Source organism: Nesterenkonia sandarakina (assembly GCF_003003175.1).
In the GTDB taxonomy this organism is placed as follows: Bacteria; Actinomycetota; Actinomycetes; order Actinomycetales; family Micrococcaceae; genus Nesterenkonia; species Nesterenkonia sandarakina_A.
In genome coordinates, this window is record NZ_PVTY01000002.1 from 99,470 (window position 1) to 125,642 (window position 26,173).

33 protein-coding genes are annotated in these 26,173 nt (G+C 67.1%); 30 read left to right on the forward strand and 3 right to left on the reverse strand.

Annotated elements, in window-relative coordinates; all coding sequences use genetic code 11:
• From rpsQ to glmM, 24 genes are all read left to right on the forward strand, one after another.
• Nucleotides 1-273 carry a 30S ribosomal protein S17 gene (gene rpsQ, locus BCL67_RS02005; RefSeq protein ID WP_106121798.1) on the forward strand — a complete coding sequence of 91 codons (273 nt, stop codon included), beginning with the start codon at nucleotides 1-3 and terminating at the stop codon, nucleotides 271-273.
• Nucleotides 274-690: 417 nt separating this feature from the next.
• Nucleotides 691-1,062, forward strand: coding sequence for a 50S ribosomal protein L14 (gene rplN / locus BCL67_RS02010; protein WP_106121799.1), 372 nt, complete (start codon nucleotides 691-693; stop codon nucleotides 1,060-1,062).
• Between the two features lie 3 nt (nucleotides 1,063-1,065).
• A complete protein-coding gene (gene rplX, locus BCL67_RS02015) occupies nucleotides 1,066-1,401 on the forward strand; it encodes a 50S ribosomal protein L24 (protein ID WP_106121800.1) in 336 nt (111 codons plus the stop codon).
• Nucleotides 1,401-1,976, forward strand: coding sequence for a 50S ribosomal protein L5 (gene rplE / locus BCL67_RS02020; protein ID WP_106121801.1), 576 nt, complete (start codon nucleotides 1,401-1,403; stop codon nucleotides 1,974-1,976). The genes rplX and rplE overlap by 1 nt, the downstream gene beginning before the upstream one ends.
• A gap of 114 nt (nucleotides 1,977-2,090) precedes the next feature.
• Nucleotides 2,091-2,489, forward strand: coding sequence for a 30S ribosomal protein S8 (gene rpsH / locus BCL67_RS02025; RefSeq protein ID WP_036473257.1), 399 nt, complete (start codon nucleotides 2,091-2,093; stop codon nucleotides 2,487-2,489).
• Between the two features lie 20 nt (nucleotides 2,490-2,509).
• Nucleotides 2,510-3,046, forward strand: coding sequence for a 50S ribosomal protein L6 (gene rplF, locus BCL67_RS02030; protein WP_106121802.1), 537 nt, complete (start codon nucleotides 2,510-2,512; stop codon nucleotides 3,044-3,046).
• 3 nt (nucleotides 3,047-3,049) lie between these two features.
• Nucleotides 3,050-3,421, forward strand: a complete 372-nt coding sequence (gene rplR / locus BCL67_RS02035) for a 50S ribosomal protein L18 (RefSeq protein WP_106121803.1) — start codon at nucleotides 3,050-3,052, stop codon at nucleotides 3,419-3,421.
• On the forward strand, nucleotides 3,418-4,179 hold the full coding sequence (gene rpsE / locus BCL67_RS02040) for a 30S ribosomal protein S5 (RefSeq protein ID WP_106121804.1): 762 nt from the start codon (nucleotides 3,418-3,420) through the stop codon (nucleotides 4,177-4,179). Before rplR ends, rpsE begins: the two co-directional genes overlap by 4 nt.
• A complete protein-coding gene (gene rpmD / locus BCL67_RS02045; RefSeq protein WP_106121805.1) occupies nucleotides 4,176-4,412 on the forward strand; it encodes a 50S ribosomal protein L30 in 237 nt (78 codons plus the stop codon). The genes rpsE and rpmD overlap by 4 nt, the downstream gene beginning before the upstream one ends.
• A 2-nt stretch (nucleotides 4,413-4,414) precedes the next feature.
• Nucleotides 4,415-4,909 (forward strand): 50S ribosomal protein L15, encoded by a 495-nt coding sequence (rplO, locus tag BCL67_RS02050; RefSeq protein ID WP_106121806.1) that lies wholly within the window; start codon nucleotides 4,415-4,417, stop codon nucleotides 4,907-4,909.
• A gap of 161 nt (nucleotides 4,910-5,070) precedes the next feature.
• On the forward strand, nucleotides 5,071-6,378 hold the full coding sequence (gene secY, locus BCL67_RS02055) for a preprotein translocase subunit SecY (protein ID WP_106121807.1): 1,308 nt from the start codon (nucleotides 5,071-5,073) through the stop codon (nucleotides 6,376-6,378).
• Nucleotides 6,375-6,944: an adenylate kinase gene (locus tag BCL67_RS02060; RefSeq protein ID WP_106121808.1), complete on the forward strand. Its 570-nt coding sequence runs from the start codon at nucleotides 6,375-6,377 to the stop codon at nucleotides 6,942-6,944. The genes secY and BCL67_RS02060 overlap by 4 nt, the downstream gene beginning before the upstream one ends.
• Nucleotides 6,944-7,783: a type I methionyl aminopeptidase gene (gene map / locus BCL67_RS02065; RefSeq protein ID WP_181255854.1), complete on the forward strand. Its 840-nt coding sequence runs from the start codon at nucleotides 6,944-6,946 to the stop codon at nucleotides 7,781-7,783. The genes BCL67_RS02060 and map overlap by 1 nt, the downstream gene beginning before the upstream one ends.
• A gap of 263 nt (nucleotides 7,784-8,046) precedes the next feature.
• Nucleotides 8,047-8,268, forward strand: a complete 222-nt coding sequence (gene infA / locus BCL67_RS02070; RefSeq protein ID WP_036473267.1) for a translation initiation factor IF-1 — start codon at nucleotides 8,047-8,049, stop codon at nucleotides 8,266-8,268.
• Between the two features lie 62 nt (nucleotides 8,269-8,330).
• Complete coding sequence (gene rpmJ, locus BCL67_RS02075; RefSeq protein ID WP_036473268.1) at nucleotides 8,331-8,447, forward strand: 50S ribosomal protein L36; 117 nt, start codon at nucleotides 8,331-8,333, stop codon at nucleotides 8,445-8,447.
• 215 nt (nucleotides 8,448-8,662) lie between these two features.
• Nucleotides 8,663-9,031 (forward strand): 30S ribosomal protein S13, encoded by a 369-nt coding sequence (gene rpsM / locus BCL67_RS02080; protein WP_106121810.1) that lies wholly within the window; start codon nucleotides 8,663-8,665, stop codon nucleotides 9,029-9,031.
• Between the two features lie 63 nt (nucleotides 9,032-9,094).
• Complete coding sequence (rpsK, locus tag BCL67_RS02085; protein ID WP_106121811.1) at nucleotides 9,095-9,496, forward strand: 30S ribosomal protein S11; 402 nt, start codon at nucleotides 9,095-9,097, stop codon at nucleotides 9,494-9,496.
• 118 nt (nucleotides 9,497-9,614) lie between these two features.
• A complete protein-coding gene (locus tag BCL67_RS02090; protein ID WP_106121812.1) occupies nucleotides 9,615-10,631 on the forward strand; it encodes a DNA-directed RNA polymerase subunit alpha in 1,017 nt (338 codons plus the stop codon).
• Nucleotides 10,632-10,708: 77 nt separating this feature from the next.
• Entirely contained in the window at nucleotides 10,709-11,290 is a 582-nt protein-coding gene (gene rplQ / locus BCL67_RS02095) for a 50S ribosomal protein L17 (protein ID WP_106121813.1), read from the forward strand.
• Between the two features lie 83 nt (nucleotides 11,291-11,373).
• Nucleotides 11,374-12,252, forward strand: a complete 879-nt coding sequence (gene truA, locus BCL67_RS02100; protein ID WP_106121814.1) for a tRNA pseudouridine(38-40) synthase TruA — start codon at nucleotides 11,374-11,376, stop codon at nucleotides 12,250-12,252.
• Nucleotides 12,253-12,481: 229 nt separating this feature from the next.
• Nucleotides 12,482-13,945, forward strand: a complete 1,464-nt coding sequence (locus BCL67_RS02105) for a sugar porter family MFS transporter (RefSeq protein ID WP_106121815.1) — start codon at nucleotides 12,482-12,484, stop codon at nucleotides 13,943-13,945.
• A 366-nt stretch (nucleotides 13,946-14,311) separates the two neighbouring features.
• On the forward strand, nucleotides 14,312-14,755 hold the full coding sequence (gene rplM / locus BCL67_RS02110; protein ID WP_106121816.1) for a 50S ribosomal protein L13: 444 nt from the start codon (nucleotides 14,312-14,314) through the stop codon (nucleotides 14,753-14,755).
• 37 nt (nucleotides 14,756-14,792) lie between these two features.
• Entirely contained in the window at nucleotides 14,793-15,290 is a 498-nt protein-coding gene (gene rpsI, locus BCL67_RS02115; protein ID WP_106121817.1) for a 30S ribosomal protein S9, read from the forward strand.
• A gap of 133 nt (nucleotides 15,291-15,423) precedes the next feature.
• On the forward strand, nucleotides 15,424-16,776 hold the full coding sequence (gene glmM / locus BCL67_RS02120; RefSeq protein WP_106121818.1) for a phosphoglucosamine mutase: 1,353 nt from the start codon (nucleotides 15,424-15,426) through the stop codon (nucleotides 16,774-16,776).
• A 37-nt stretch (nucleotides 16,777-16,813) separates the two neighbouring features.
• Here glmM and mscL read toward each other — a convergent pair whose 3' ends face one another.
• The 3 genes from mscL to coaA form a co-directional block, all read right to left on the reverse strand.
• Nucleotides 16,814-17,344, reverse strand: coding sequence for a large conductance mechanosensitive channel protein MscL (gene mscL, locus BCL67_RS02125; protein ID WP_106121819.1), 531 nt, complete (start codon nucleotides 17,342-17,344; stop codon nucleotides 16,814-16,816).
• An 86-nt stretch (nucleotides 17,345-17,430) separates the two neighbouring features.
• Complete coding sequence (locus tag BCL67_RS02130; RefSeq protein ID WP_106121820.1) at nucleotides 17,431-18,354, reverse strand: M15 family metallopeptidase; 924 nt, start codon at nucleotides 18,352-18,354, stop codon at nucleotides 17,431-17,433.
• Between the two features lie 144 nt (nucleotides 18,355-18,498).
• On the reverse strand, nucleotides 18,499-19,551 hold the full coding sequence (gene coaA, locus BCL67_RS02135) for a type I pantothenate kinase (RefSeq protein ID WP_374955618.1): 1,053 nt from the start codon (nucleotides 19,549-19,551) through the stop codon (nucleotides 18,499-18,501).
• Nucleotides 19,552-19,574: 23 nt separating this feature from the next.
• On the opposite strand from coaA, the gene glmS reads away from it, so the two are divergent.
• The 6 genes from glmS to tsaB all read left to right on the forward strand — a co-directional run bounded on the left by glmS (nucleotide 19,575) and on the right by tsaB (nucleotide 26,103).
• Nucleotides 19,575-21,446: a glutamine--fructose-6-phosphate transaminase (isomerizing) gene (glmS, locus tag BCL67_RS02140; protein ID WP_106121821.1), complete on the forward strand. Its 1,872-nt coding sequence runs from the start codon at nucleotides 19,575-19,577 to the stop codon at nucleotides 21,444-21,446.
• Nucleotides 21,447-21,567: 121 nt separating this feature from the next.
• Entirely contained in the window at nucleotides 21,568-21,918 is a 351-nt protein-coding gene (locus BCL67_RS02145) for a holo-ACP synthase (protein ID WP_106121822.1), read from the forward strand.
• A gap of 2 nt (nucleotides 21,919-21,920) precedes the next feature.
• Nucleotides 21,921-23,405 carry an NAD(P)H-hydrate dehydratase gene (locus BCL67_RS02150; protein ID WP_106121823.1) on the forward strand — a complete coding sequence of 495 codons (1,485 nt, stop codon included), beginning with the start codon at nucleotides 21,921-21,923 and terminating at the stop codon, nucleotides 23,403-23,405.
• 45 nt (nucleotides 23,406-23,450) lie between these two features.
• Complete coding sequence (gene alr, locus BCL67_RS02155; protein ID WP_106121824.1) at nucleotides 23,451-24,728, forward strand: alanine racemase; 1,278 nt, start codon at nucleotides 23,451-23,453, stop codon at nucleotides 24,726-24,728.
• Nucleotides 24,725-25,327, forward strand: coding sequence for a tRNA (adenosine(37)-N6)-threonylcarbamoyltransferase complex ATPase subunit type 1 TsaE (tsaE, locus tag BCL67_RS02160; protein ID WP_106121825.1), 603 nt, complete (start codon nucleotides 24,725-24,727; stop codon nucleotides 25,325-25,327). The genes alr and tsaE overlap by 4 nt, the downstream gene beginning before the upstream one ends.
• A gap of 17 nt (nucleotides 25,328-25,344) precedes the next feature.
• Nucleotides 25,345-26,103 carry a tRNA (adenosine(37)-N6)-threonylcarbamoyltransferase complex dimerization subunit type 1 TsaB gene (gene tsaB, locus BCL67_RS02165; RefSeq protein ID WP_106121826.1) on the forward strand — a complete coding sequence of 253 codons (759 nt, stop codon included), beginning with the start codon at nucleotides 25,345-25,347 and terminating at the stop codon, nucleotides 26,101-26,103.
• Nucleotides 26,104-26,173: the final 70 nt, after the last annotated feature.

Consider the following 26,173-nt stretch of genomic DNA (forward strand, 5'->3'; position numbering starts at 1 on the left):
ATGAGTGAAGCAACTGCAGAGACCCGCAACGACCGTAAGACCCTGCGCGGCGTCGTCGTCTCCGACAAGATGAATAAAACCATCGTCGTCGAGGTCGAGGACCGTCGTAAGCACGGGCTGTACGGCAAGATCATGAAGCGGCACACCAAATTCATGGCACACGATGAGAACGAGCAGGCAGGTGTGGGCGACACCGTGGTGATCGCCGAGACCCGTCCGCTGTCGGCAGCCAAGCGCTGGCGGCTGGCCGAGATCGTCGAAAAGGCAGAGTGATCCTGGTGCTTCGGGATCGGGGTGGCAGCTGCTGCTCCTGATCCCGAGGCACCGATCATCCTGCGTGCCTCCGAAGGCCCGACTATCACACCTCCGGGTGTGGAAGTTGGGCCTTCGGTGTATCTCGTGTAGGATATTGAGGCTGTGCGCCCTTATAGATGAGGCTATCCACCTCAAAGGACAGCGCACGTCCCCGAAAGGGCCTCCAGGGGCCCCGGGAAACGCCGCCTCGGCCATGCATTCAACTGCCCGTCCCGCCAAGGGATGGAGAGTGTGTGGGTAAGCGGCCAGGGGACTTGTCAGGTAAGTCGGACCACCGGGCGGCGTGATCGCCGCACACAGGTGCCCGACGCAGGCTAGAAGTTCCACAAGGCTCGACACCAGTGCGAGAACCAGTGAGACGACAGGAGAAAACAAGTGATTCAACAGGAATCGCGGCTCAAGATCGCCGATAACACCGGTGCCAAGGAAGTCCTTGTCATCCGTGTCCTCGGTGGATCCGGACGCCGCTATGCAGGTATCGGCGACACATTCGTCGCCACCGTCAAGGACGCAATTCCGGGCGGAAACGTCAAGAAGGGCGACGTCATCAAGGCTGTTGTCGTGCGCACCAAGAAGAAGATCCGTCGCAACGACGGGTCATACATCAGCTTCGATGAGAACGCTGCTGTGATCCTCAAGGGTGAGACTCCAGAACCGCGCGGAACCCGTATCTTCGGTCCCGTCGGTCGCGAGCTGCGCGACAAGAAGTTCATGAAGATCGTCTCGCTCGCCCCGGAGGTGCTCTGACTCATGGCCAAGATCAAGAAGGACGACCTCGTCCAGATCCTCACCGGCAAAGACAAGGGCAAGCAGGGCAAAGTCCTTCAGGTCCTTCCAGCCAAGGAACGCGTCATCGTCGAAGGCGTGAACCGCATGAAGCGCCACCTCCGTGCCGGCCAGTTCGGCAGCACCGAGGGCGGCATCGTGGAGTCTGAGGCTGCGATCCACATCTCCAACGTCGCTGTGGTCGACCCCGAGACGGGCAAGCCCACTCGCGTCGGCTACCGGCAGGAGACCGTGGAGCGTGATGGCGTCAGCAAGACCGTGCGCATCCGCTTCGCCAAAGCTTCCGGAAAGGACCTGTGATGACTGAGGTTCAGAGCCAGACTGAGCAGACCACGCCCCGGCTCAAGGGCAAGTACCGCGCGGAGATCCGCTCCACGCTGCAGGAAGAGTTTGGATACTCCAACGTCATGGAGATCCCCGGCCTGGTCAAGGTCGTGGTCAACATGGGCGTCGGCGAGGCAGCTCGCGACTCCAAGCTCATCCAGGGCGCCATCGAGGACCTGACCAAGATCACCGGTCAGAAGCCCAAGGTGACTCGCGCTCGGAAGTCCATCGCCCAGTTCAAGCTGCGCGAAGGACAGCCGATCGGCACGCACACCACGCTGCGTGGCGACCGCATGTGGGAGTTTGTGGACCGCCTGGTGACCCTCGCACTGCCCCGTATCCGCGATTTCCGCGGACTCAGCGGCAAGCAGTTCGACGGCAACGGCAACTACACCTTCGGTCTGACCGAACAGTCGGTGTTCCACGAGATCGATCAGGACAAGATCGATCGCCCTCGCGGCATGGACATCACTGTGGTGACCACCGCGAAGACTGATGAGGAAGGCCGCGCGCTGCTCAAGGCGCTGGGCTTCCCCTTCAAGACCGAATAACAGTATCTACGCCGCAGGTCCTTTCACCAGAGGTTCCGAACCCTCCGACTCACCTCGGGGGATCGAGTTCCTTCGGAGATCTGAAACCACGGCGAGGAAGGGCAGAAGCCCCTCATGACAATGACTGACCCAGTCGCAGACATGCTGACACGTCTGCGCAATGCCAACTCGGCTTTCCACGATCAGGTCTCGATGCCCAGCTCCAAGCTGAAGGTTCGCTTGGCTGACATCCTGAAGGCGGAAGGCTACATCTCTGAATGGCGCGAGGAAGAGGCCGAGGTCGGAAAGACCCTGGCCATCGACCTCAAGTTCGGCCCGAACCGTGAGCGTTCGATCGCCGGCCTGCGCCGCATCTCCAAGCCCGGTCTCCGGGTCTACGCGAAGTCCACCAACCTCCCGCACGTTCTGGGCGGCCTCGGCATCGCGATCCTGTCCACGTCCTCCGGTCTCCTCACTGACCGGCAGGCAGCCAAGAAGGGTGTAGGTGGGGAAGTCCTCGCCTACGTCTGGTAACCGGAAGGAGTCGAAGCACTATGTCACGCATCGGTCGTCTTCCGATCACCATCCCTGCCGGCGTCGAGGTCAAGCTGGAAGGTCGCGAGGTCTCTGTCAAGGGGCCCAAGGGCGAACTTTCCCGCACTCTGGCCGAAGGCATCACCGTCTCAGAAGAGGACGGCACCCTCACGGTGTCCCGTCCCAACGATGAGCGCGAATCGCGTTCACTCCACGGCCTCAGCCGCACCCTGGTCCAGAACATGATCATCGGTGTCACCGAGGGCTACTCCAAGAAGCTCGAGATCGTCGGCACCGGTTACCGCGTGCTGGCCAAGGGCTCCGATCTGGAGTTCGCACTCGGCTACTCCCACCCGGTTCCGGTGAAGGCCCCTCAGGGCATCACCTTCCAGGTGGAGACCGCCACCAAGCTGTCTGTCAGCGGTATCGACAAGCAGCAGGTCGGCGAGGTCGCCGCCAACATCCGTAAACTGCGCCGTCCCGACCCGTATAAGGGCAAGGGCGTGCGTTACGAGGGCGAGCAGGTTCGCCGCAAGGCCGGAAAGGCAGGTAAGTAAACCATGGCTATTGGTATCAAGGGCAAATCCAAATCCGCTGCCCGCGGCCGCCGCCACCTCCGCCTGCGCAAGAAGCTCAACGGATCCGCTGAGCGTCCGCGCCTGGTGGTCAACCGTTCCGCTCGCCACATGGTCGCTCAGGTCGTCAACGACCTCGAGGGAACGACCCTGGTCTCCGCCACCACTATGGAGGCAGACCTGCGCAGCTTCGACGGCGACAAGACCGCCAAGGCGAAGAAGGTCGGCGAAATGGTCGCCGAGCGCGCCAAGGCAGCCGGCATCGACGCTGTGGTCTTCGACCGCGGCGGCAACAAGTACCACGGTCGCGTGGCCGCTGTCGCCGACGGCGCCCGGGAAGGTGGTCTGAAGCTGTGAGTGAGAACGCAAACAACCCTGAGAAGGACTCGTCTGTGACTGAGGCCAAGGAAACCGCCGCTCCCGAGACTGCACCGCAGACTCAGGCCGCCGGCGAGAACAGCAATGCTGCTCGCGGTGACCGCGGCGGCCGCGGTGACAACCGTGGCGGTCGTGGTGGTCGCAGCGAAAGCGGCGGCCGCGGCGGTCGTGGTGGTCGTGGCGGACGCGAAGAGGAGAAGGACAAGTTCCTCGAGCGCGTCGTGACCATCAACCGCGTCTCCAAGGTCGTCAAGGGTGGTCGTCGCTTCAGCTTCACCGCCCTCGTCATCGTCGGTGACGGCGACGGCATGGTCGGCGTCGGCTACGGCAAGGCCAAGGAAGTTCCGGCAGCCATCGCCAAGGGTGTGGAAGAGGCCAAGAAGAGCTTCTTCCGCGTCCCGCGCGTCGGTTCCACCATTCCGCACCTGGTCAAGGGTGAGGATGCAGCAGGCGTCGTCCTGCTTCGTCCCGCCGCACCGGGTACCGGTGTGATCGCCGGCGGTCCGGTCCGCGCAGTCCTGGAATGCGCAGGCATCCACGACGTGCTGACCAAGTCCATGGGCTCGGTGAACGCCATCAACATCGTTCACGGCACCATCGACGCCCTCAAGCAGCTCGAAGAGCCCGAAGCAGTGGCAGCACGCCGCGGCAAGGCTCTCGACGAGATCGCACCGGCCCGGATGCTGCGCACCATGGCGGCTGACCGCGAAGCCCGTGCACAGAAGGCAGGTGCATGACTTTGCGCAGTACCGTCAACTACAACACCGCGCGCAACCTGAAGGTCGGCGAGCACAAGCTCACCGTCACTCAGGTGAAGTCCCTGATCGGCGCCAACCCCAAGCACCGCGAGACTGTTCGCTCGCTTGGACTGAAGCGGATCGGCCACACCGTGGTCCGTGACGCCGACGCCGTGACCGTGGGCATGCTCAACAGTGTGAAGCATCTAGTGAAGGCTGAGGAGGCGAACTAAGGATGCCAGAGAACACCGCTGCAGATTCCAACGTCCTCAAGGTCCACGATCTGCGTCCAGCACGCGGCTCCAAGAAGTCCCGCACCCGTGTGGGACGTGGTGAAGCCTCCAAGGGCAAGACCGCAGGCCGTGGTACCAAGGGCACGAAGGCCCGTTACCAGGTCCGCGCCGGCTTCGAGGGTGGTCAGCTTCCGCTGTACATGCGCCTTCCGAAGCTGCGCGGCTTCAAGAACCCGTTCCGCGTGGAATACTCGCCGGTCAACCTGACCAAGCTTGGCGAGATGTTCCCCGAGGGCGGCACCGTCAGTGCCGATGACCTGATCGCCAAGGGGGCTGCTCGCAAGGGCCGCCCGGTGAAGGTCCTCGGCTCCGGAGAGATCTCCGTCGCCGTGGCCGTGAAGGCTCACGCCTTCTCGGCCAGCGCCGAAGACAAGATCAAGGCTGCCGGTGGTTCCACCGAGCAGCTGCCGCTGAAGGCTGCTTCCAAGCAGGCCTGATCGGCTCTCCATGATCAAGACCCCCGTGGTTCCCACGGGGGTCTTGTCATATCCGCACCGATCCCGGTCGCAGGATTCTTTCCCCGTGCGCACCGCGCGTTAGTATGACTGACTGTGCGGCCGAAGGCCGCGCAACGGCAATTCACGCATCAGGAGGCCGCTTGTTCAGCGCGATCGCAAGGGTGTTCAAGACACCCGACCTGCGTCGAAAGATCTGGTTCACCATCGCGATCATCGCGATCTACCGCATCGGCGCATTCATCCCGGCACCCGGGGTGGACTACTCAGCAGTGCAGCAGTGCCTGGCACTGGGAACCACTGAGGGCGGCCTCTATTCCTTCGTGAACATGTTCTCCGGCGGAGCCCTGCTCCAGGTGTCCATCTTCGCGCTCGGAATCATGCCCTACATCACCGCGGCGATCATCGTGCAGCTGCTGCGCGTGGTCATCCCGCGCTTCGAGAACCTCCAGCGGGAGGGGCCCCAGGGCCAGTCCAAGCTGACCCAGTACACGCGCTACCTCACCATCGCCCTGGCGACGCTGAACGCCACCACGCTGGTGTCCACCGCGCGGACCGGCACCCTGCTGGGCTGTGACATCCCGATCATCACCAGCGACGCCCTGCCCGTCGTGCTGCTGATGATCCTGGCCCTGGTCGCCGGTGTCGCGCTGATCATGTGGCTCGGCGAACAGATCACCGAACGCGGCGTCGGCAACGGCATGTCCATCCTGATCTTCGTCTCCATCGCGGCCGGGTTCCCGGGTGCCATGGGCGAGATCTGGAACACCCAGGGCTGGCGCACCTTCGGCATGGTGATGCTGATCGGTCTGGTCACCATCGCCGCCGTCGTCTTCGTCGAGCAGTCCCAGCGTCGCGTGCCGGTCCAGTACGCCAAGCGCCAGGTGGGCCGTCGCACCGTCGGCGGGACCTCGACCTACATTCCGATCAAGGTCAACATGGCCGGCGTCATCCCGGTCATCTTCGCCTCCTCGGTGCTGATGCTCCCCTCCGTGCTGGCGCAGTTCAACCAGCCCGGTCCAGGCGAAGAGCCATCCGCGTTCATCCAGTTCATCCAGACGTACTTCGTCGGCGGAACCCACCCGCTGTATATGGCGGTGTTCTTCCTGATGACCATCTTCTTCACCTACTTCTACGTCACGATAACGTTCAACCCGAACGAGGTCGCCGAGAACATGCGCAAGTTCGGCGGGTTCATCCCCGGGATCCGAGCGGGCAAGCCCACCGAGAGCTACCTGGCCTACGTGATCTCCAGGATCACCTTCCCCGGTGCGCTCTACCTGGGTCTGATCGCGCTGATCCCGCTGATCGCCTTCGTGCTGATCGGCGCGAACCAGAACTTCCCGTTCGGCGGCACCTCGATCCTGATCATGGTCGGCGTCGGACTCACCACGGTGAAACAGATCAACGCACAGATGGAACAACGGAACTATGAAGGGTTGCTGCGATGACGCGCATGTTGATAGTCGGGCCTGCCGGTTCAGGCAAGGGCACCCAGTCGAAGCGGATCTCCGAGGACCTTGGCATCGTCGCCATCTCCACCGGTGACATCTTTCGGGTGAACATCAAGGAACAGACCGAGCTCGGACGCGAGGCGCAGGGCTACGTCGACGCCGGAGACCTGGTGCCGGACTCCGTCACCAACCGGATGGTCGAAGACCGGCTCACCTGGGAGGACGCCAAGAACGGCTTCCTGCTCGATGGCTACCCGCGCAACCGCACGCAGGTCGCTGCGCTGGATGAGATGCTCTCCCGGCTCGACGTGAGCCTCGATGTGGTGCTGGAGCTCACCGCTGACCGCGAGGAGCTCATCATGCGGCTGAAGAAGCGGGCCGAGATCGAGGGCCGGGAGGACGACGCCGACGAGGGCGCCATCCGTCGCCGGCTGGAGATCTTCGACTCCGAGACCGCGCCGATGATCGCCGAGTACGACGCTCGCGGGCTGGTGCGCCGCGTGGACGGACTGGGCCCGATGGACGAGGTCAACGCACGCATCATGGAAGCACTGAAGTCCTGATGTTCTCGCGCAGCCGGATCGAGCTGAAGTCGGAGGAGCAGCTGCGCCACATGGCCGCCGCGGGGGCCATCCTCAACGAGGCCCTCGACGCCACCCTCGCAGCAGCCGCACCCGGTGTGAGCACCGCCGAGCTCAACGATGTGTTCGCCGAGATCATCACTGCGCGCGGCGCGAAGCCCAACTTCCTGAACTATCACGGGTTCCCCGGCTACATCTGTGCCTCGGTCAATGATGAAGTCGTCCACGGGATCCCGGGGGAGCGGGTCCTGGGCGCCGGTGACGTGATCAAGATCGACGGCGGCTGCATCATCGAAGGCTGGCACTCCGACTCGGCGCGCACCCTGATCCTGGGGTCCTCCCAGGACGGCACCGCGGATCCCGAGGATGAACGGCTCTCGAGGATCACCGAGGCGGCGATGTGGCGGGGGATCGCTGCCTTCGCGACCGCCAAGAGCGTCGGCGAGATCGGCGAGGCCATCGAGGACTATGTCTCCGCCCAGCCCGGCAAGAAGCTGGGCATCCTGGAGGACTATGTGGGCCACGGCATCGGGTCAGAGATGCACATGCCCCCGGACGTGTTCAACTACGCCACCGGGATGAAGGGCGCCAAGATCCGGCCCGGCATGGCGCTGGCGATCGAGCCGATGCTCACCCGCGGCGGCATCGAGACCAAGGTGCTCGACGACGACTGGACCGTGGTCACCACCGACGGCTCCCGCGCCAGCCAGTGGGAGCACTCCGTGGCCCGCCACGAGGAGGGCATCTGGGTGCTCACCGCCGCCGACGGCGGGGCCGCCGTGCTCGCGCCGCTGGGCGTGACCCCGGTGCCGCTGCCCTAGCGCCGGACCGGCACCGAGCCAGGGCTGACGGCCGCGGACTGCGGCGCCGCAAGGTCCTCGCAAGGCAAGTTGTCCAGGGCGAAACCGTCCTGTAGGCTGTACTGCTGGTTGTCTCTGCCGTTCTGCATGCCTGCACACTGTGTCGGCATGTCTGATCCAGAGACGCCGCAGCAATCGAATCAGACCCTTCGGTCACCCGAAGCTGCACTGCGCCGCAGTGTCGGCGACGGAGGGCAGGGGGTCGCGAACGGTATGTGGAGCATATGGGTAAAAAAGAAGGCGTCATCGAAGTAGAGGGCCGGGTTTCTGAAGCCCTGCCGAATGCAATGTTCCGCGTGCGTCTGGAGAACGAGCACGTCGTCCTCGCGACCATTTCGGGCAAGATGCGCCAGCACTACATTCGCATCCTCCCCGAGGATCGCGTAGTGGTGGAGATGAGCCCGTATGACCTCAACCGTGGGCGCATCGTCTACCGCTATAAGTGAGTCGACGAACGCGTCGGTCAACGTAAAAACCTGTCGCACGCGACCGAATAAGAGGAGAACCCATGAAGGTTCAGCCGAGCGTGAAGCAGATCTGCACTGACTGCAAAGTCATCCGCCGCAGTGGCGTGATCCGTGTGATCTGCAAGAGCAACCCACGCCACAAGCAGCGCCAGGGCTGAGTCCTCCACTTACGACACGTAAGTGAGGGCGCACCCGCGCTGGACAGCTCACATCATATGCAGTGCAGCCCGTCACTGAGCTGGACGAGCACACCCCCGGTTTCCGAAGGCCGGGGACCCGCTGATGACATCACCTCCGATGTCGGGCCCGAGAGGGTCCCAGAGGGAATTGCACTGCTGAAGACCTTCGGAAGAGAACAAGGAGGACTGCCACTGTGGCACGTCTGGCAGGTGTAGACATCCCGCGCGAAAAGCGCACGGTGATCGCACTCACTTATATCTATGGCGTTGGGCGCACGAGCGCCGAAGCAGCCCTGCAAGCAACCGGTATCGAAGCTGGTACCCGCGTGAAGGATCTGACTGACGATCAGCTGATCTCTCTGCGTGACTACATCGAGAGCAATCTCACCGTCGAGGGTGACCTTCGTCGTGAGGTCGCTGCTGACATCCGCCGCAAGGTCGAGATCGGCTCTTACGAAGGTATCCGCCACCGTCGCGGCCTTCCGGTCCGCGGTCAGCGCACCAAGACCAACGCTCGTACCCGTAAGGGCTCGAAGAAGACCGTCGCAGGTAAGAAGAAGTAGTTCAGCAGCGCCGGCTCGCACCGAGTCAGCAGTTGATCCGAAGAACTCAGTCACGGAGAAGAAATGCCACCAAAGTCACGCGCATCGGCCCGCAAGCCGCGCCGCAAAGTCAGCAAGAACATCACCCAGGGTCAGGCTCACATCAAGTCGACCTTCAACAACACCATCGTCTCCATCACCGACCCGCAGGGCGCAGTCGTGTCCTGGGCGTCTTCAGGTGAAGTCGGATTCAAGGGTTCACGAAAGTCCACTCCTTTCGCCGCGCAGCTGGCCGCCGAGCAGGCCGCCAAGCGCGCACAGGAGCACGGGATGAAGAAGGTCGAGGTCTTCGTCAAGGGACCCGGCTCGGGCCGCGAAACCGCGATCCGCTCGCTGCAGGCCGCAGGCCTCGAGGTCGGCTCCATCTCGGACGTCACCCCGAGCGCGCACAACGGCTGCCGCCCGCCCAAGCGCCGCCGCGTCTGAGCAACTTCTTTAACAAGACATTAGAACCTGCCCCCGGCCGCAGCGCCGGGGGCAGGTCGAGCATCATTACTCAGTGAGAATGCGTCATATAGCGGACGCACTCTGAAAGGAACAATCAGTGCTCATTGCACAGCGCCCCACGCTGACCGAAGAAGTTGTCGCCGACAATCGCTCCCGCTTCGTCATCGAGCCCCTCGAGCCGGGCTTCGGCTACACCCTCGGCAACTCCATGCGTCGCACCCTGCTCTCCTCCATCCCCGGTGCGGCCGTCACCAGCGTCCGGATCGATGGTGTGCTCCATGAGTTCACCACCATCGCCGGCACCAAGGAAGACGTCACCGAGCTCATCCTGAACGTGAAGCGGCTCTCCGTCTCTTCCGAGCATGACGAGCCCGTCGTCGCCTACCTCCGCAAGGAGGGCCCCGGTCCCGTCACCGCCGCCGACATCACTCCGCCAGCAGGCGTGGAGTTCCACAACCCGGATCTCCACCTCGCCACGCTGAACGAGCACGGCAAGCTCGACATGGAGCTGACCGTGGAACGCGGTCGCGGCTATGTCTCAGCTGCACAGAACAAGATGGCAGATGCCGAGATCGGCCGGATCCCGGTCGACTCCATCTACTCCCCGGTCTTGAAGGTCTCCTTCAAGGTCGAGGCGACTCGTGTGGAGCAGCGCACCGACTTCGACAAGCTCACCGTCGACGTCGAGACCAAGCCGTCCATGGAGCCCCGCGATGCCCTGGCATCCGCAGGCACCACCCTGGTCGAGCTCTTCTCGCTGGCTCGCGAGCTCAACGTCGCAGCCGAGGGCATCGAGATCGGCCCATCGCCGACCGACGCCGCCCTGGCTGCCGACATGGCTCTGCCGATCGAAGATCTCGAGCTGACCGTGCGGTCGTACAACTGCCTCAAGCGCGAGGGCATCCACAGCGTGGGTGAACTCGTGGCACGTTCCGAGGCCGATCTGATGGACATCCGCAACTTCGGTGCCAAGTCCATCGACGAGGTCAAGGACAAGCTCGTCGAGCTTGGCCTGAGCCTCAAGGACTCCCCGGCAGGCTTCGACCCGACCGCGGCTCGCTTCCAGGAAGCTGGCGACGAGGACTACGTCGAAGAAGAGCAGCAGCGGTTCTGAAGAACTGCGGCCCACGACAACTATTCGCGCTGACGTTCAACTGAACTGACTGCGCACCACTCAAGGAGAACCAGACCATGCCTACCCCCACCAAGGGTCCGCGCCTGGGCGGCAGCCCGTCGCACGAGAAGATGATGTTGGCGAACCTTTCCGCCAACCTGTTCGAGCACCGCGCGATCACCACCACGCTGACCAAGGCCAAGCGCCTCCGCCCCTACGCAGAGCGTCTGATCACCATGGCGAAGCAGGGCGACATCGCTGCTCGCCGCCGCGTCGTCGGCAAGATCAGCGCCAACAGCGCGACCAACCAGGCGATCGTCCACGAGCTGTTCACCGTGATCGCCCCGGCCATGGCCGAGCGCGAAGGCGGCTACACCCGCATCGTGAAGATCGGCAACCGCAAGGGCGACAACGCCCCGATGGCTGTCATCGAGCTCGTCATGGAGCCCGTCTCGCCCAAGCAGGCAGTCGTCAAGGAGGCCGAACAGGCCACCGCGACCCCCGCCGCGCAGCCGGCACAGGAAGAGGCCACCGAGGTCGAGTCCACCGAGGTCGAGTCCACCGAGGCTCAGACCACCGAGACCGATTCCGCTGACACCGCGACCACCGAGTCGGAGTCCGCTCCGGCGGAGTCCACCGAGGCCGAGGGTCAGAAGTAGACCACTCAGCACGCACCCCTCAGGCGCCCCCGATCTCACCGATCGCGGGCGCCTGAGGTGTCTGTACCGAAAGGCGGGAGCGCATGAGCATCCGCGAAGACCCCTGGACTGCCTCCCTGAGGCTGCGCCTGGACCTGGCGTATGACGGCAGCGCCTTCCACGGCTGGGCCGCCCAGCCGGGCCTGCGCACCGTGGAAGGGGCCCTGCGTGAGGGCCTCGCCACGCTCCTGCGCCGCGAGGTGCCGCTGATCGTGGCCGGACGCACCGACGCCGGGGTCCACGCCCGTGGACAGGTCGTGCACCTGGACCTGACCGAGTCCGAATACGCCACGCTGGGTCGAGGCCGGGGGATCACCCCCGAGGTGGCGCTCGTCCGCCGGTTGGGCGGTGTGCTGCACCAAGAGCGCGGCGCCGTCGTCGTCTTCGCCGCCTCGATCGTGCCGCCGGACTTCGACGCCAGGTTCTCCGCGCTGAGCCGCACCTACCGCTACCGCATCGCTGACACACCGGCGCTGAAGGACCCGCTGCGCCATTCCGACACCGCCTGGCACCGGGTTCCCCTCGATGCCGAGCTGATGCGCCTGGAGGCGGCCTCTGTGGCCGGGCTGCAGGACTTCGGCAGTTTCTGCCGGCCCCGGGAGCGCAGCAGCACCATCCGTGAGCTCCACGACTTCAGCATCCGCCGCGACCACGAGGGCGTGATCGTCGCGGCGCTCACCGCCGACGCGTTCTGCCACCACATGGTGCGTGCACTCATCGGCGCCTGCCTGGACGTGGGGGAGGGACGCCGCGCCCCTGGCTGGCTCCTGCGCCGCCTGGACGAGCCGGCCTGGGACCAGCGGGTCCGCCTGGCCCCGCCCGGGGGACTGGTCCTGGAGTCCGTGCAGTACCCGGCGCCGGAGCAGCTGGGCGCTCGGGCGCAACAGACCCGGGCGCTCCGGCAGCCCGCTGAGCAGGGGTGACAGCGATTCCCTGCTGTGATCTCACCCACAGCACGCGGTTCGGTCGCACCGGGCGCTCGGCGCGCGATGCCCCGTCAGCACTGGCCGGGAGACCGGCGTCACCCCCACGCGGGCTGTGTCCTCCGGGGTCGCGGGGGTGGCGTGGTTCACGTCCAAGGACCATACTCGTTCGGGCTTGCCTTCACTGACGAAGGCCCTCATCCCTGACCTGTTAAGGAACCAACCACTGATGAGCACCACTTCTCGCTCGCAGGAATCCGGCATCGGCGGCGTCGCGTGGGTCGTCCTGGTCGCCGCGTTCGGCGGCTTCCTCTTCGGCTTCGACACCGCCGTGATCAACGGGGCGGTCGGCCCCATCCAGGCCCAGTTCGGCCTCTCCGACCTCGCCATCGGCTTCACCGTCTCCTCGGCCCTGCTCGGCTGCATGGTCGGCGCCTGGGCCGGCGGCAGCCTCTCTGACCGCATCGGTCGCCAGCGCGCCATGATGGTCGCCGCCGCGCTGTTCTTCATCTCGGCCATCGGCTCCGGGCTGGCCTTCGGCGCCGTGGACCTGGTGCTCTGGCGGGTGCTCGGCGGCATCGGCGTCGGCATGGCCTCGGTGATCGCGCCGGCCTACATCGCCGAGGTCGCGCCCACCCATCTGCGTGGACGCCTCGGCTCCACCTGGCAGCTCGCCATCGTGATCGGCATCTTCATGGCCGCCTCCTCCAACGCCTTCGTCGCCAACGTCGCCAACGGCGCGGCGGAGGAGCTGTGGTTCGGCCTCGAGGCATGGCGCTGGATGTTCCTGCTCGAAGCCGGACCGGCCCTGCTCTATGGCCTGCTGGCCTCCTCGATCCCTGAGTCTCCGCGCTACCTGGTCTCCCGCGGCCGGGAGAAGCAGGCCGCGAAGGTGCTCGAGGAGATCGTGGGCATCAAGGGTGAGTCTGCCATCGCGCAGAAGATCAAAGAGGTCCGCGAGACCATCAACATGGAGGCCCGGCAGAAGTTCCGCGACCTGATCGTCAGCGGGAGGCTCACCCCGATCGTCTGGGTGGGCCTGGGCCTGGCCGTGTTCCAGCAGTTCGTGGGCATCAACGTGATCTTCTACTACTCCAACACGCTGTGGCAGGCCGTGGGCATCGCCGAGGACCAGGCCTTCCTGGTCCAGATCATCACCACCAGCGTCAACATCGTCGCCACCGTCATCGGCATCATCATCGTGGACAAGGTGGGACGCCGGATCCCGCTGGCGGTCGGCTCCGCCGGCATGGCACTGGGCCTGGGCATGATGGCCGTGGCCTTCAGCCAGGCGATCGTGACCATGGGCGCCGACGGCGAGGAGCTCGTCTCCCTGCCCGGCGCCTGGGGCATGATTGCGCTGGTCTCCGCGAACGTGTTCGTGCTCTTCTTCGGTGCGACCTGGGGGCCGTTCATGTGGGTCCTGCTGGGGGAGATGTTCCCCAACCGGATCCGCGCCGTCGCCCTGGGCGTCACCGCCTCGGCGAACTGGGCCGCGAACTTCGTGATCTCGATGCTCTTCCCCGAGATGGCGGCGTTCTCCCTGGTCTTCGCCTACGGCTTCTACGCCGCCTCAGCGCTGCTGTCGATGTTTTTCGTGCTCAAGTGGGTCCCAGAGACCAATGGGCGCGAGCTGGAGGACATGTCCGACGGCGCCTATGAGAAGGCTCCACGAGCCGCCAGGAGCAGCTGAACCACCGCTGAGGCCCCCGTCCGAACCGGGCTGAGACCTTGGTGAGACAGCCGCGCCCCCGCCCTGAGAACGGGTCACTGCCAGGCACTCTGGGACGTGACTTTGCTCAAAGGCAGGGGCGCTCTGTATAGTTGTTGGTTGTTGTGCGTGTCCACCCCTGCGTGGGTCCGTGTCGAGGCGGCTCAGTTGCATGGTCGTCAGCCTCCGCGGACTGTAGGGGAACTCACGGGCCCGGTCTTTTCCCAGTCCTCACCTGGGAATCCGGATGTCGCACTCGCGAAGAAACAGTCACTGATCCTCAGTGGTTCTCACACACCAGAGAATCAGTGCACTGAACCGTAGAACATCGACCGAAGGCATACCAACGTGCGTACGTACACCCCGAAGCCTGGCGACGCCGACGCCCAGTGGCACGTCATCGACGCGACTGACGTCGTGCTGGGCCGTCTCGCCTCCCAGACTGCTGCGCTGCTGCGCGGCAAGCACAAGCCGACCTTCGTCCCACACCAGGACATGGGCGACTTCGTCATCATCATCAACGCCGAGAAGGTCGCCATGACTGGCGACAAGGCCGAGAAGAAGCGCTACTGGCGCCACTCCGGTTTTCCCGGCGGCATCAAGTCGCTGACCTTCAACGAGATGGTCTCGCGCTACCCGACCCGCGCTGTCTACCAGGCGGTCAAGGGCATGTTGCCTCACAACAAGCTCGGAACGGCACAGCTGAAGAAGCTGCGCGTCTACGCAGGTGCTGAGCACCCGCACGTCGCACAGCAGCCCAAGCCGTTCGACATCTCCCAGGTCACTCAGTAGTCCTGGCCACCCGACACTAGAATTTTCAAGGAGAATCGTGGCTCAGAACACTGAAGAGCTCACCGAAACCGAGGAGCTTTCAAGCTACACCTCGGAATCAACCCCCACCGAGGAGACCGCCGGCGAGTCCGAGCGTGCACCGTTGACCGTCGGCGGAGCCGCCATCGGTCGCCGTAAGCGCGCACGTGCCCGCGTCCGGATCGCCCCGGGCACCGGCCAGTGGACCCTCAACGGCCGCAGCCTGGAGGAGTACTTCCCCAACAAGCTGCACCAGCAGGAAGTGAATGATCCGTTCACCCTGCTGGGTCTCAAGGGCGCCTATGACGTCATTGCCCGCATCGACGGCGGCGGCCCCTCGGGTCAGTCCGGCGCGCTGCGGCTCGGCATCTCCCGTGCACTCAACGAGATCGACCGCGACCACAACCGCGCGGCGCTGAAGAAGGCCGGATTCCTGACTCGCGACGCCCGTGCGGTGGAGCGCAAGAAGGCCGGTCTCAAGAAGGCCCGCAAGGCACCGCAGTACTCCAAGCGCTGATCGGTCACGACCCAGGACTGCGCCAGCCGCCGTCCTGGTCCTGACCCCCAGCTGCTCGAAGAACCCCGCCGGAGACTCTCCGGCGGGGTTCTTCGCGTCTGTGGGGGCCTGGCCCATTAGACTGAGCGTCATCATGGCACGACTTTTCGGCACTGACGGCGTGCGCGGTGTGGCCAACGAGCTGCTCACCGCTGAACTCGCCCTCACCCTCTCCCAGTCAGCAGCAACCATCCTCGGCCACCGGCAGGTGACCCCCGGCACCCGACCCACCGCAGTGGTGGCGCGGGATCCACGCATCTCCGGGGAGTTCATCTCCGCCGCGGTCCAGGCGGGCATCGCCAGCAGCGGAGTCGACGTGTTCGACGCCGGCGTGCTGCCCACCCCGGCCGCGGCCTTCCTGGTCGCCGACATCGAAGCGGACTTCGGCGTGATGATCTCCGCCTCGCACAACCCGGCCCCCGACAACGGGATCAAGTTCCTGGCCCGCGGCGGGCACAAGCTCGACGACGCCGCTGAGGACGCCATCGAGACCGAGATGGGCCTGGCCCCGCCGCGGCCCACCGGCGCCGACGTCGGACGGGTCAGCCGCTTCGCCGACGCGGAGGACCGCTACCTGGTGCACCTGCTGCGCTCGCTCGGCGGCATCAGCCTCAAAGGGCTCAAGATCGTGCTCGACTGCGCCCACGGCGCCGCCGCAGGGGTCTCCCCGCAGGCCTTCACCGACGCCGGAGCCGAAGTGATCGTCATCGGCGCGGAGCCTGACGGGCTGAACATCAACGAGGGCTATGGCTCGACCCACCTGGGCCCGCTGCAGGACGCGGTCCGCGAGCACCGGGCGGATCTCGGCATCGCCCACGACGGCGACGCCGACCGCTGCCTCGCCGTCGACCACACCGGCGAGATCATCGACGGTGATCAGATCATGGGGATCCTGGCGATCGCGCAGAAGGAGGCCGGGACCCTGGTCGATGACACACTGGTCGTCACCGTGATGTCCAACCTCGGCCTGAAGCTCGGCATGGAGGCCGCAGGGGTCAAGCTCGTGGAGACCGCGGTGGGTGACCGGTACGTGCTCGCCGCGATGCGCGCCGCCGGGTACAACCTCGGCGGGGAGCAGTCGGGTCACCTGATCTTCGCGGACTACGCCACCACCGGCGACGGCCTGCTCACCGGGCTGCAGCTGGCCGCACGCGTCGCCGCGACGGGCAGGTCCGTCCAGACGCTCGCCGCAGAGGCCATGACCCGGCTCCCGCAGGTGCTGATCAACGTCAAGGGTGTGGATCGGACCCGGGTCAAGACGCACCAGCCGGTCCAGCAGGCCGTGGCCCAGGTGGAGGCCCGGCTCGGCGCCACCGGCCGGGTGCTGCTGCGCCCCTCCGGCACCGAGCCGGTGGTTCGCGTGATGGTGGAAGCACCGACCGCGGAGCTGGCCCGCACCGAGTCAGAGGCCCTGGCCGACGTCGTCAAGGCGGAACTCGCCCTCTGACCCACCCCCCGCCCCTCGGTTCGTCGAGGGGCGGGGTCTAGTCCTTGCCCCAGACCATGTCCTTGGCCCTGCCCAGCACCGGGTGGCGCCGCGGCCCCGGGGTGCTCTGCTGATCCGCGTCCTCGGCCGCCTGCCGCTGGGCTTCGGCCAGAGAGGCCAGGAATGCCGGGTTGGTGACCTCGGTCTGTGCCTTGAGCTGGTCGCGGATCTCCCGGAGCAGCGAGATGTTCTCATCCTCTGCGACCGCGGGCGCGGCCTTCGAACGGCGCTCCCGGGCCTCGATCATGCGGGTCATCGGCGCGATGATCACGAAGTAGACGGCGCCGGCGATCAGCAGGAAGTTCACCAGTGCGGTCAGCAGCACGCCGAAGCGGATCGGGGTGTCGTTGAGCACCACCACTGCGAAGTCGTCGAAGTCGGGGGTGCCGACCAGCGCGGAGATCAGCGGCATCAGCACGCCCTCCACCAGCGCGGTGACCACTGCGGTGAATGCGGTGCCGATGACCACCGCGGTGGCCAGGTCCACGACGTTTCCGCGCGTGATGAAGTGTCTGAATCCCTTGAGCATGGAAGAAGTCTAGGACACCGAGGATCTGCTCCCGGCGCTGGTCAGCGCGAGGCTTCCCGGGGTGCATCGACGGCCCGCCGCGCGCCTCAGGGCAGGGGTGGCGCGGCGTCGTCGTACTCCGCCGCCGCTGGCTGGTCCCAGTACTCCTCCAGGGTGAGGCCCTGCGCGGCGACCTCCCGGGCGGTGTCCTGACCGACATAGCGCAGATGCCAGGGCTCGAAGTCGTAGCCGGTGATCTCCTGGGCGCCCTCCAGGTACCGGATCACGAACCCATGGTCCGCGGCGTTCTCGGCGACCCACTGACCCTCCGGGGTGTCGGCGAAGCAGTCTCCCTGGATGCAGTCGGGGTTCTCGATGCTGATCACATCGGCGGCCAGCCCGGTCTGGTGCTCCGAATAGCCTGGGCGGGCGACGAGCTCGTCGGTGGCTTCGGTGCCCACCGCGGCGTGACGGTTCGCATAGATCCCGACCTGCGCGTCATAGGACCGGTAGCCGCTGGTCATCGCGAGGACCTGCCCGTCCGCGCCCGCCGCATCGATGAGCTGCGCGAGCGCCTCCGCCGCGGGTTCACGCAGCAGCAGCTGGTTCTCGGCGGTCGTGCGCACCTGTGGGGCCACCAGGTCCTCGGGGGCGTAGTCCTCCGGCTCCAACGGGTTCTGCGGGTTCACCAGCACGTGGATCGAGTCCGGGTCCCATGAGGGATCACTGGCCCGCTCCGGGGCGGGCTCCTGAGCCGGTCCGGAGCTGGGTTCGGAACTGGGCTCGGAGTTCGGCGACGCGTCCTGGCCGCCCGGGAGCTGGTCCCCACGCACCTCGGAGAGCGTCTGATCCCAGCCCAGCGCCGTGCGGACTCCGTCCCAGGCGCGGGGCAGCAGGTAGCCGATGAGCGCCAGGACGAGGATGAGCAGCAGGACCACCACGGCCCGGCGTCTGCGGTAGATCCGAGCGCGCCGAGCCTGCTGCTCCTGCCACTGCCGGCGTCCCTCCGCGCTCAGCCGAGCCTTCGCCATCAGGAATCCCCTGACCGGGGGTTCGGGATGCAGGGGTTCGGGATCCGGGGGTTCCGGGCACAGGTGGCCGGGAGGGGGCCAGCCGGGAGAGCGGTGAGAGCTGCGATCGTGCAGGCGAGGCGGGGCAGAACCATGTTCGAGGGATCAGACCTTGCGCAGCAGGACGCGGGAGACCGAGTGGTCCTCACCTTTGGCCATCACCAGACGGGCCCGGGAGCGGGTCGGGGCGATGTTCGCGCGCAGGTTCGGGCCGTTGATCCGATTCCAGATGTCGGTGGCACGGGCCTGGGCCTGGTCGTCGTCGAGGAAGGAGTACTGGTGGAAGTAACTCTGCGGATCCGCGAAGGCGCCGTCGCGCCAGCGCATGAACCGGTCCACGTACCACTGCTCGATGTGCTTGGGCTTGGCGTCGACGTAGATCGAGAAGTCGAAGAAGTCGCTCAGCGCGAGACCGGTGGTCCCGTCCTCCCGCACCCGCGCCGGCTGCAGGACGTTGAGCCCCTCCACGATGAGCACATCGGGCTGGCGGATCACCACTTCACGATCCGGGACGATGTCATAGACCAGGTGGGAGTACCAGGGCGCCCGGACCTCGGGCTTGCCCGACTTCACCTCCGAGACCATCCGCAGCAGCGCTCTGCGGTCGTAGGCCTCAGGGAAGCCCTTGCGGTCCATCAGGCCGCGCCGCTGCAGCTCGGCGTTGGGATAGAGGAAGCCGTCGGTGGTGACCAGCTCCACCCGCGGCGTCGAGGGCCAGCGGCGCAGCATCTCCTGGAGCACGCGGGCGGTGGTGGACTTGCCCACGGCCACTGAGCCCGCCACGCCGATGACGAAGGGGGTGCGCAGAGTCTGCTCGCCGAGGAACTCATTGGCCGCCGAGCGCAGCTGGGCGGCGGACTCCACATAGATCGAGAGCAGTCGGCTCAGCGGAAGGTAGATCTGTTCGACCTCGTTGAGCGAGAGATGCTCGCCGATGCCGCGCAGGCGGTCGACGTCGTCCTGGTTCAGCGGCTGCTCGATGGTGTCGGCCAGCCGGGCCCAGGCCTGACGGTCCAGCTCCGCGAACGGGGAGTGGGAGGTGTGCGGCTGATCCGGCTTGAACGGGGATCCTGCCCAGGGCGCGGTGCCCGCCACCAGGGCAGGGAGCGGACCCGTGGAGGCGCGCGGACGAGGATCTTCGGATGGGCGTTCAGACACGTTGACACGATACGCTATCCCTCATGTGTGGAATCGTCGGCTATATAGGCCTGCCCGAGAAGACCAGTCAGCATTCAGCCCTCGACGTGCTCCTGGAAGGACTCCGTCGTCTGGAATACCGCGGCTATGACTCCGCCGGGGTGGCGACCGTGGCGGCCGGCACCGTCTCGACGCGGAAGAAGTCCGGCAAGCTCGCGAACCTCCTCGCGGAGATCGAAGCTGCCCCGATGGCTGAGGCCTCGGTGGGCATCGGACACACCCGCTGGGCCACCCACGGTGCGCCCACCGATCAGAACGCGCACCCGCACCTGGCCGACGACGGCAAGCTCGCCGTCATCCACAACGGCATCATCGAGAACTTCGCCCAGCTCAAGGCCAAGCTCGTCGCTACCGGCGAGGAGTTCAGCTCGCAGACCGACACCGAGGTGGCCGCGAAGCTCATCGGCCAGTACTTCGTGGGCTCCGCCGCGGGCGACCTGACCGAGGCGATGCGTCTGGCAGCCAGTGAGCTCGAGGGTGCCTTCACCCTGCTCGCCGTCCACGCCGACCAGCCCGACCGTGTCGTCGCCTCCCGGCGCAACTCGCCCCTGGTGGTCGGCCTCGGTGAAGGGGAGAACTTCCTCGGCTCCGACGTCTCCGGATTCATCGACTTCACCCGCGAAGCCGTGGAGCTGGAGCAGGACCAGGTCGTGACGATCACCACCGACGACGTCGCCATCATCAACTTCGACGGCACCCCCGCCGAGGGGAAGCGATTCTCGGTGAACTGGGACGCCGCCGCCGCAGAGAAGGGCGGCTACGGCACCTTCATGGAGAAGGAGATCCACGATCAGCCCAAGGCCGTGGAGGACACGCTGCTGGGCCGCACCGACGCCTCCGGCCGCCTGGTCCTCGACGAGCTGCGCATCGACCCCGACGAGCTCAAGGGCATCTCCAAGATCATCGTCCTGGCCTGCGGCACCTCCGCCTACGCCGGCATGGTCGCGAAGTACGCCATCGAGCACTGGGTGCGCGTGCCGGTGGAGGTGGAGCTCTCGCACGAGTTCCGCTACCGCGACCCGATCATCGACGACTCCACCCTGATCGTCTCGCTCTCCCAGTCCGGGGAGACCATGGACACGCTGATGGCGGTCCGCTACGCCAAGGAGCAGGGCGCCCGCACGCTGGCGATCTGCAACACCAACGGCTCCACGATCCCGCGCGAATCCGACGCGGTGCTCTACACCCACGCCGGTCCGGAGATCGCGGTGGCCTCCACCAAAGCGTTCCTGGCCCAGATCACCGCCTCCTACCTGCTGGGCCTCTACATGGCGCAGCTGCGCGGGAAGCTCTTCCAGGGCGAGATCGAGGACATCCTGGCGGACCTGCACAAGATCCCCGCCAAGATCCAGGAAGTCCTGGACGGCGCCGACGACATCCGCCAGCTCGCCCGCGACATGGCCCAGGCCCCGTCGGTGCTCTTCCTCGGTCGCCACGTCGGCTACCCGGTGGCGATGGAGGGCGCGCTGAAGCTCAAGGAGATCGCCTACATCCACGCCGAGGGCTTCGCCGCAGGCGAGCTCAAGCACGGACCGATCGCGCTGATCGACGAGGGCCAGCCGGTGTTCGTCGTCGTGCCGTCCCCGCATGGCCGTGACTCGCTGCACGCCAAGGTGGTCTCGAACATCCAGGAGGTCCGCGCACGCGGCGCCAAGACCATCACCGTGGCCGAGGTCGGCGACGCCGACGTGGTGGACTACTCCGAGACGGTGTTCTACGTCCCGGAGACCCAGCCGCTGCTGATGCCGCTGCTGACCACCGTCCCGCTGCAGATCTTCGCCTGCGCACTGGCCGCCGAGAAGGGCTACGACGTCGACCAGCCGCGCAACCTGGCCAAGTCGGTCACGGTGGAGTGACCATCTCTATGGAGCGGTCGTTCTTCCTGGCCCTCCGCAGAGAGCGGCCATCGATGCAGCGTGACCCTCGGGACAGTGTGACCCGTTTCTCAGCGGGACCTCTCGCAAGAAGGAGCAGCACATGATCGTCGGAATCGGCGTCGACGTCGTCCTGGTGACGCGGTTCGAGCATCAGCTGCGCCGGACTCCGGCGCTGCGGCAGCGGCTCTTCGTCCCGGCCGAGCGTGAGCTCAACACCCGCTCCCTGGCCGCGCGCTTCGCGGCGAAGGAGGCCGTGGCCAAGGCGCTGGGCGCCCCGGCGGGGATGAACTGGCAGGACTGCCAGGTGGTCATGGACTCCGCTGGCGCCCCGCATGTCGAGGTGTCCGGGACCGTGGCGCAGGTCGCCGAGTCCAGGGGGGTCAAGCGCTGGCACCTCTCGCTCTCCCACGACGGCGACGTGGCCACCGCCATGGTGGTCGCGGAGGGCTGATCATGACTGCCGCATCACTTCCGGTCTACTCCGGCACCCAGATCCGGGAGTCTGAAAAACCCCTGGTCGACGCCGGAGAAGGTCCCGCGCTGATGCGTCGCGCCGCCTATGGACTGGCCAGCTGTGTGCTGGGCCTGCTCCGGAGCGCCGGCGGCAGCTACGGAGCCCGGGTCGTGGGCCTCATCGGCTCCGGCAACAACGGCGGCGACGGACTCTACGCCTTGGCCGAGCTGCGCTCCCGCGGGGTCGATGCACGCGCCGTGCTGGTCGCCGACCGCGCCCACCCGCAGGCGTTGGAGGAGTTCCTCCGGGCCGGCGGTCGCGTGATCACCGAGGTCCCCGGCGACACGACCGTGCTGATCGACGCGATCCTCGGCACCGGAGCCCGGGATGCGTTCACGCTCCCCGACGTGCCCGGCCTGATCGCCTCCGCCCGCACCAGCACCGTGGTGGCCTGCGACATCCCTTCCGGGGTCCACGCCGACACGGGACGCTGCCCTGGCGATGCCCTGGCCGCCCAGCACACCGTCACCTTCGGGGCAGCCAAGCTGGGACTGCTGCTCGGACAGGGAGGGCTGCTCAGCGGGGAGATCCACACGGTGGAGATCGGACTGGCGGACCAGCTGCCGGCTCCGGCGGCCTGGGAGCTGACCGGACCAGAGCTCAGCGCACCGCGGCCTCGCCCGGGAGACCACAAGTACACCCGCGGGATCCTGCAGGTGGTGGCCGGCTCCGCGCAGTTCCCCGGAGCCGCCGAACTGACCGTCGGCGCCGCGATCACCTCAGGCGTGGGCATGGTGCGGCTGCAGGCCGAGCTCAGCGTCTCCTCCTCGGTGCTGCAGTCCTGGCCGGAGGCGGTGACGAGTCAGGGCCGTGCGGAGAAGGCGCTGGAGGGTGCCACCGCGGCGGCCATCGGGCCGGGTCTCGGACGGGACCGCTCCCGCCAGGTCGAGGCCGAGACCATCCTGCGCGCCACCGTGGACGCCCAGATGCCCTGCGTGCTCGACGCCACCGGCCTGGAGCTGCTCCGCGGCGATCTGCTCAGCGCCGGCGACCTCGGCGCGGCGCTGATCCTGACCCCGCACCTGGGCGAAGCACGACGGATCGCCGACGCGCTCCAGGACGAGGAGCTGCAGGGGCTGTTCGCCGGGGAGCCTGACACCCTCGAGGCCGCCCGCGCGCTGGCTCAGGCGCTCGGTGCCACGGTCCTGCTCAAGGGGCCGAGCACCGTGGTGGCCGGACCCGACGGTACCGCGCCGCTGATCGTGCGCTCAGCAACTCCTGGACTGGCCACCGCCGGCACCGGCGACGTGCTGACCGGAATCATCGGCGCGCTGCTGGCCACGGCAGGCAGCACGCAGAACCTGGACTTCTCCGGCATCGCCGCCGAGGGCGCCCGACTGCACGCAGCCGCCGCCCAGCGCCTGGACCCCCACGGTCGCGGCCACTTCGGAGCCAGCGCGCTGATCGGCGCGCTGCGCGAGTAGCGGGCGCACCACAATAGTGTCCGTGGCTCTCGATAGGGTGGTTCCATGAGCATCATCGGCGACCCCAGCGCCACCTCCCGTCCCGTCACCTCACGTCCGGCCACCGCCCATCCCGAGCCCGCCGAACGTGCAGCCGTGATCGACCCCGCCGCGATCAGGCATAATGTGCGCACCATCGCCTCCTACGTGGAACCGGCGAAGGTGCTGGTGGCCGTGAAGGCCGAGGGCTACGGGCACGGCGCGGTCACCGCCGCCCGGGCAGCCCTCGAGGGCGGAGCCGACTGGCTGGGCACTGCCCACGTCAGTGAGGCGCTGGTGCTGCGCACCGCAGGGATCCAGGCGCCGCTCCTGGCGTGGCTGCACACTCGTGCCACCGACTTCGCCGCGGCGATCACCGAACACATCGACCTGGGCATCTCCGGCTGGGAGATCCACCATGTGGCTCGCGCGGCAGAATCTCTGCAGAAGCCGGCCCGAGTGCACCTGAAGATCGACACCGGGCTGGGCCGCAACGGCTGCACCATCGAGGAGTGGCCCGAGCTGCTCCGCCTGGCCGCCCAGTACCAGGACCGCGGCCTGCTCAGCGTGGAGGGCATCTTCACCCACCTCGCCGTGGCCGATGAGCCCGACCGCCGCGAGACCGATGACCAGCTGCAGGTCTACCGCCACGCGCTGGAGCTCGCCGAGGCGCACCGGATCGTGCCGGACCTGCGGCACGTGGCGAACACCCCGGGCGCCTTCTCCCGCCCGGACGCCCACTTCGACATGGTGCGCGTCGGGGTCGGGGTCTACGGGCACAGCCCCTTCGCCGACCGCACCGCCGAAGACCTCGGCCTGCGCCCGGCCATGGAGCTGCGCACCACGGTGGCCAACGTGAAGCAGGTGCCGACGGGCCAGGGGATCAGCTACGGACTGACCCACCGGGTGGACCGCCCCACCAGCCTGGCGCTGATTCCGCTGGGCTACGCCGACGGGATCCCGCGGGTGGCGGTCCACGCTCCCGTCTGGATCAACGGACGGCGCTACCGGTCGGTCGGCCGGGTCGCCATGGACCAGTTCGTGGTGGACCTCGGTGAACGCGAGACCGATGTCCAGGTCGGGGACGACGTCGTGATCTTCGGAGGCAGCTCCGGGATCGAGGCGGCCGACTGGGGGAGCGCCGCCGGCACCATCAACTACGAGATCATCACCCGGATCGGGGAACGGGTCCCGCGCATCGTGGTGGACTCCGACCTGGCCGCAGGTCTGGCCACAGGCTCGGTGCCCACCGCGGCGTCACCCGCATCGGCTGCGTCCCCCACGCCGCCGCGGGGTCCGGCATGAGCGCAGCCCAGAGCCCCGCCGCTCCGATCGCAGGTGAGCGGTGGAGCCTCGAGGTGATCCTGGAGGACCTCGACGCCACCGCCGATTTCGCTCAGGCCCTCGCGGAGCTGCTGGAACCCGGAGCGCTGCTGGTGCTCACCGGCGGTCTGGGTGCCGGCAAGACCACCTTCACCCAGTCCCTGGGCCGCGCGCTGGGCGTCAGCGGGATGGTGAGCTCGCCGACCTTCATCCTCAGCCGGATCCACCGATCCCAGGGTCAGGGCCCTGATCTGGTCCACGTGGACGCCTACCGCACCGACCCGGAGGGCCTGGAATCTCTGGACCTGACCTCCACCCTGACCGAGTCCGTGACAGTGGTGGAATGGGGTCGGGGGATGGTCGAGGCGGCGCTGGTAGGAGTCGAGGGATCCTGGCTGGATCTGGAGCTGATCAGGGACACCGGGGCTGAGTCGACGCCGCAGGAGTCCCCGGGCTCGAACTCGGGGGAGACCGAGATCATCACCGACTTCTCCGAGACCGAGGCCGACGTCCTCGGAGCTCGACGGCGCGCCGTCCTGCGCGGATACGGACCTGCCTGGGCGCAGCCGCCGCAGCTGTGACGAACTACGATGGAGGGGTGATTCTCGCGATCGACTCCTCCGCCGGGGCCTCTGTGGCCGTGCTCGACGACGGCCAGGTGCGCGCCCAGTGGCGCACCGCCGTGACGACGACCCACGCCGAGGTGCTCGCCGAAGCGGTCGCCCAGACCATGCGCGAGGCCGAGGTGACCGGGGCCGGGCTCCGCGGCGTCGTCGTCGGTGTGGGTCCGGGCCCCTTCACCGGACTGCGGGTCGGTCTCGCGCTGGCGCACTCGCTCGCCGAGGTCTGGGGCGTCCCGCTCCATGGAGTCTGCAGCCTGGACTCGCTCGCCCAACGTGCCGTGGCCCAGCCGGCGGAGTCTTCCGCCTCGGCGGAGGGCGAGTTCCTCGCCGCCAGCGACGCACGCCGCCGCGAGGTCTACTGGGCCCGCTACCGCGCGGACGCGCAGGGGTTCGCCGAACTGCTCGACGGACCGCAGGTCAGCGCGGCCGCCGAGCTGCCGGACCTCCCGGTGGTCGGCGTCGGCGCGAGCCTGTATCCGCAGGTCCTCACGGCCCGCTCGGCGCTGGAATCACAGTGGCTGCCCGATGCGGTGGAGCTGGGCCTGCTCGCGCAGCGCGAACTGAGGCGCGGGGGAGCACCAGGGTCGACGGGCCCCTCGGCGACGCCGGACACCGCCGGCCCCGCGCAGCCAGACATCACCGCCCGCTCGGTGCTGCGCGACCCGCTCCCGCTGTACCTGCGCGACTCCGACGCCAAGGTGCCCGCCCAGATGCGCGCGAAGCAGGCCTCATGAGCGCACACGATGCCCCGCGCCGGGCGACCCCCGAAGCCGCCACCACCCCCGACGTCAACGTGACCCCTGA

What these genes read in the sequence shown, in the direction of transcription:
- rpsQ (WP_106121798.1), top strand. Translation starts at nt 1, where the DNA reads ATGAGTGAAGCAACTGCAGAGACCCGCAACGACCGTAAGACCCTGCGC.
- rplX (WP_106121800.1), top strand. Translation starts at nt 1,066, where the DNA reads ATGGCCAAGATCAAGAAGGACGACCTCGTCCAGATCCTCACCGGCAAA.
- rplE (WP_106121801.1), top strand. Translation starts at nt 1,401, where the DNA reads ATGACTGAGGTTCAGAGCCAGACTGAGCAGACCACGCCCCGGCTCAAG.
- rpsH (WP_036473257.1), top strand. Translation starts at nt 2,091, where the DNA reads ATGACAATGACTGACCCAGTCGCAGACATGCTGACACGTCTGCGCAAT.
- rplF (WP_106121802.1), top strand. Translation starts at nt 2,510, where the DNA reads ATGTCACGCATCGGTCGTCTTCCGATCACCATCCCTGCCGGCGTCGAG.
- rplR (WP_106121803.1), top strand. Translation starts at nt 3,050, where the DNA reads ATGGCTATTGGTATCAAGGGCAAATCCAAATCCGCTGCCCGCGGCCGC.
- rpmD (WP_106121805.1), top strand. Translation starts at nt 4,176, where the DNA reads ATGACTTTGCGCAGTACCGTCAACTACAACACCGCGCGCAACCTGAAG.
- rplO (WP_106121806.1), top strand. Translation starts at nt 4,415, where the DNA reads ATGCCAGAGAACACCGCTGCAGATTCCAACGTCCTCAAGGTCCACGAT.
- BCL67_RS02060 (WP_106121808.1), top strand. Translation starts at nt 6,375, where the DNA reads ATGACGCGCATGTTGATAGTCGGGCCTGCCGGTTCAGGCAAGGGCACC.
- map (WP_181255854.1), top strand. Translation starts at nt 6,944, where the DNA reads ATGTTCTCGCGCAGCCGGATCGAGCTGAAGTCGGAGGAGCAGCTGCGC.
- infA (WP_036473267.1), top strand. Translation starts at nt 8,047, where the DNA reads ATGGGTAAAAAAGAAGGCGTCATCGAAGTAGAGGGCCGGGTTTCTGAA.
- rpmJ (WP_036473268.1), top strand. Translation starts at nt 8,331, where the DNA reads ATGAAGGTTCAGCCGAGCGTGAAGCAGATCTGCACTGACTGCAAAGTC.
- rpsK (WP_106121811.1), top strand. Translation starts at nt 9,095, where the DNA reads ATGCCACCAAAGTCACGCGCATCGGCCCGCAAGCCGCGCCGCAAAGTC.
- rplQ (WP_106121813.1), top strand. Translation starts at nt 10,709, where the DNA reads ATGCCTACCCCCACCAAGGGTCCGCGCCTGGGCGGCAGCCCGTCGCAC.
- truA (WP_106121814.1), top strand. Translation starts at nt 11,374, where the DNA reads ATGAGCATCCGCGAAGACCCCTGGACTGCCTCCCTGAGGCTGCGCCTG.
- BCL67_RS02105 (WP_106121815.1), top strand. Translation starts at nt 12,482, where the DNA reads ATGAGCACCACTTCTCGCTCGCAGGAATCCGGCATCGGCGGCGTCGCG.
- glmM (WP_106121818.1), top strand. Translation starts at nt 15,424, where the DNA reads ATGGCACGACTTTTCGGCACTGACGGCGTGCGCGGTGTGGCCAACGAG.
- mscL (WP_106121819.1), bottom strand. Translation starts at nt 17,344, where the DNA reads ATGCTCAAGGGATTCAGACACTTCATCACGCGCGGAAACGTCGTGGAC.
- BCL67_RS02130 (WP_106121820.1), bottom strand. Translation starts at nt 18,354, where the DNA reads ATGGCGAAGGCTCGGCTGAGCGCGGAGGGACGCCGGCAGTGGCAGGAG.
- glmS (WP_106121821.1), top strand. Translation starts at nt 19,575, where the DNA reads ATGTGTGGAATCGTCGGCTATATAGGCCTGCCCGAGAAGACCAGTCAG.
- BCL67_RS02145 (WP_106121822.1), top strand. Translation starts at nt 21,568, where the DNA reads ATGATCGTCGGAATCGGCGTCGACGTCGTCCTGGTGACGCGGTTCGAG.
- BCL67_RS02150 (WP_106121823.1), top strand. Translation starts at nt 21,921, where the DNA reads ATGACTGCCGCATCACTTCCGGTCTACTCCGGCACCCAGATCCGGGAG.
- alr (WP_106121824.1), top strand. Translation starts at nt 23,451, where the DNA reads ATGAGCATCATCGGCGACCCCAGCGCCACCTCCCGTCCCGTCACCTCA.
- tsaE (WP_106121825.1), top strand. Translation starts at nt 24,725, where the DNA reads ATGAGCGCAGCCCAGAGCCCCGCCGCTCCGATCGCAGGTGAGCGGTGG.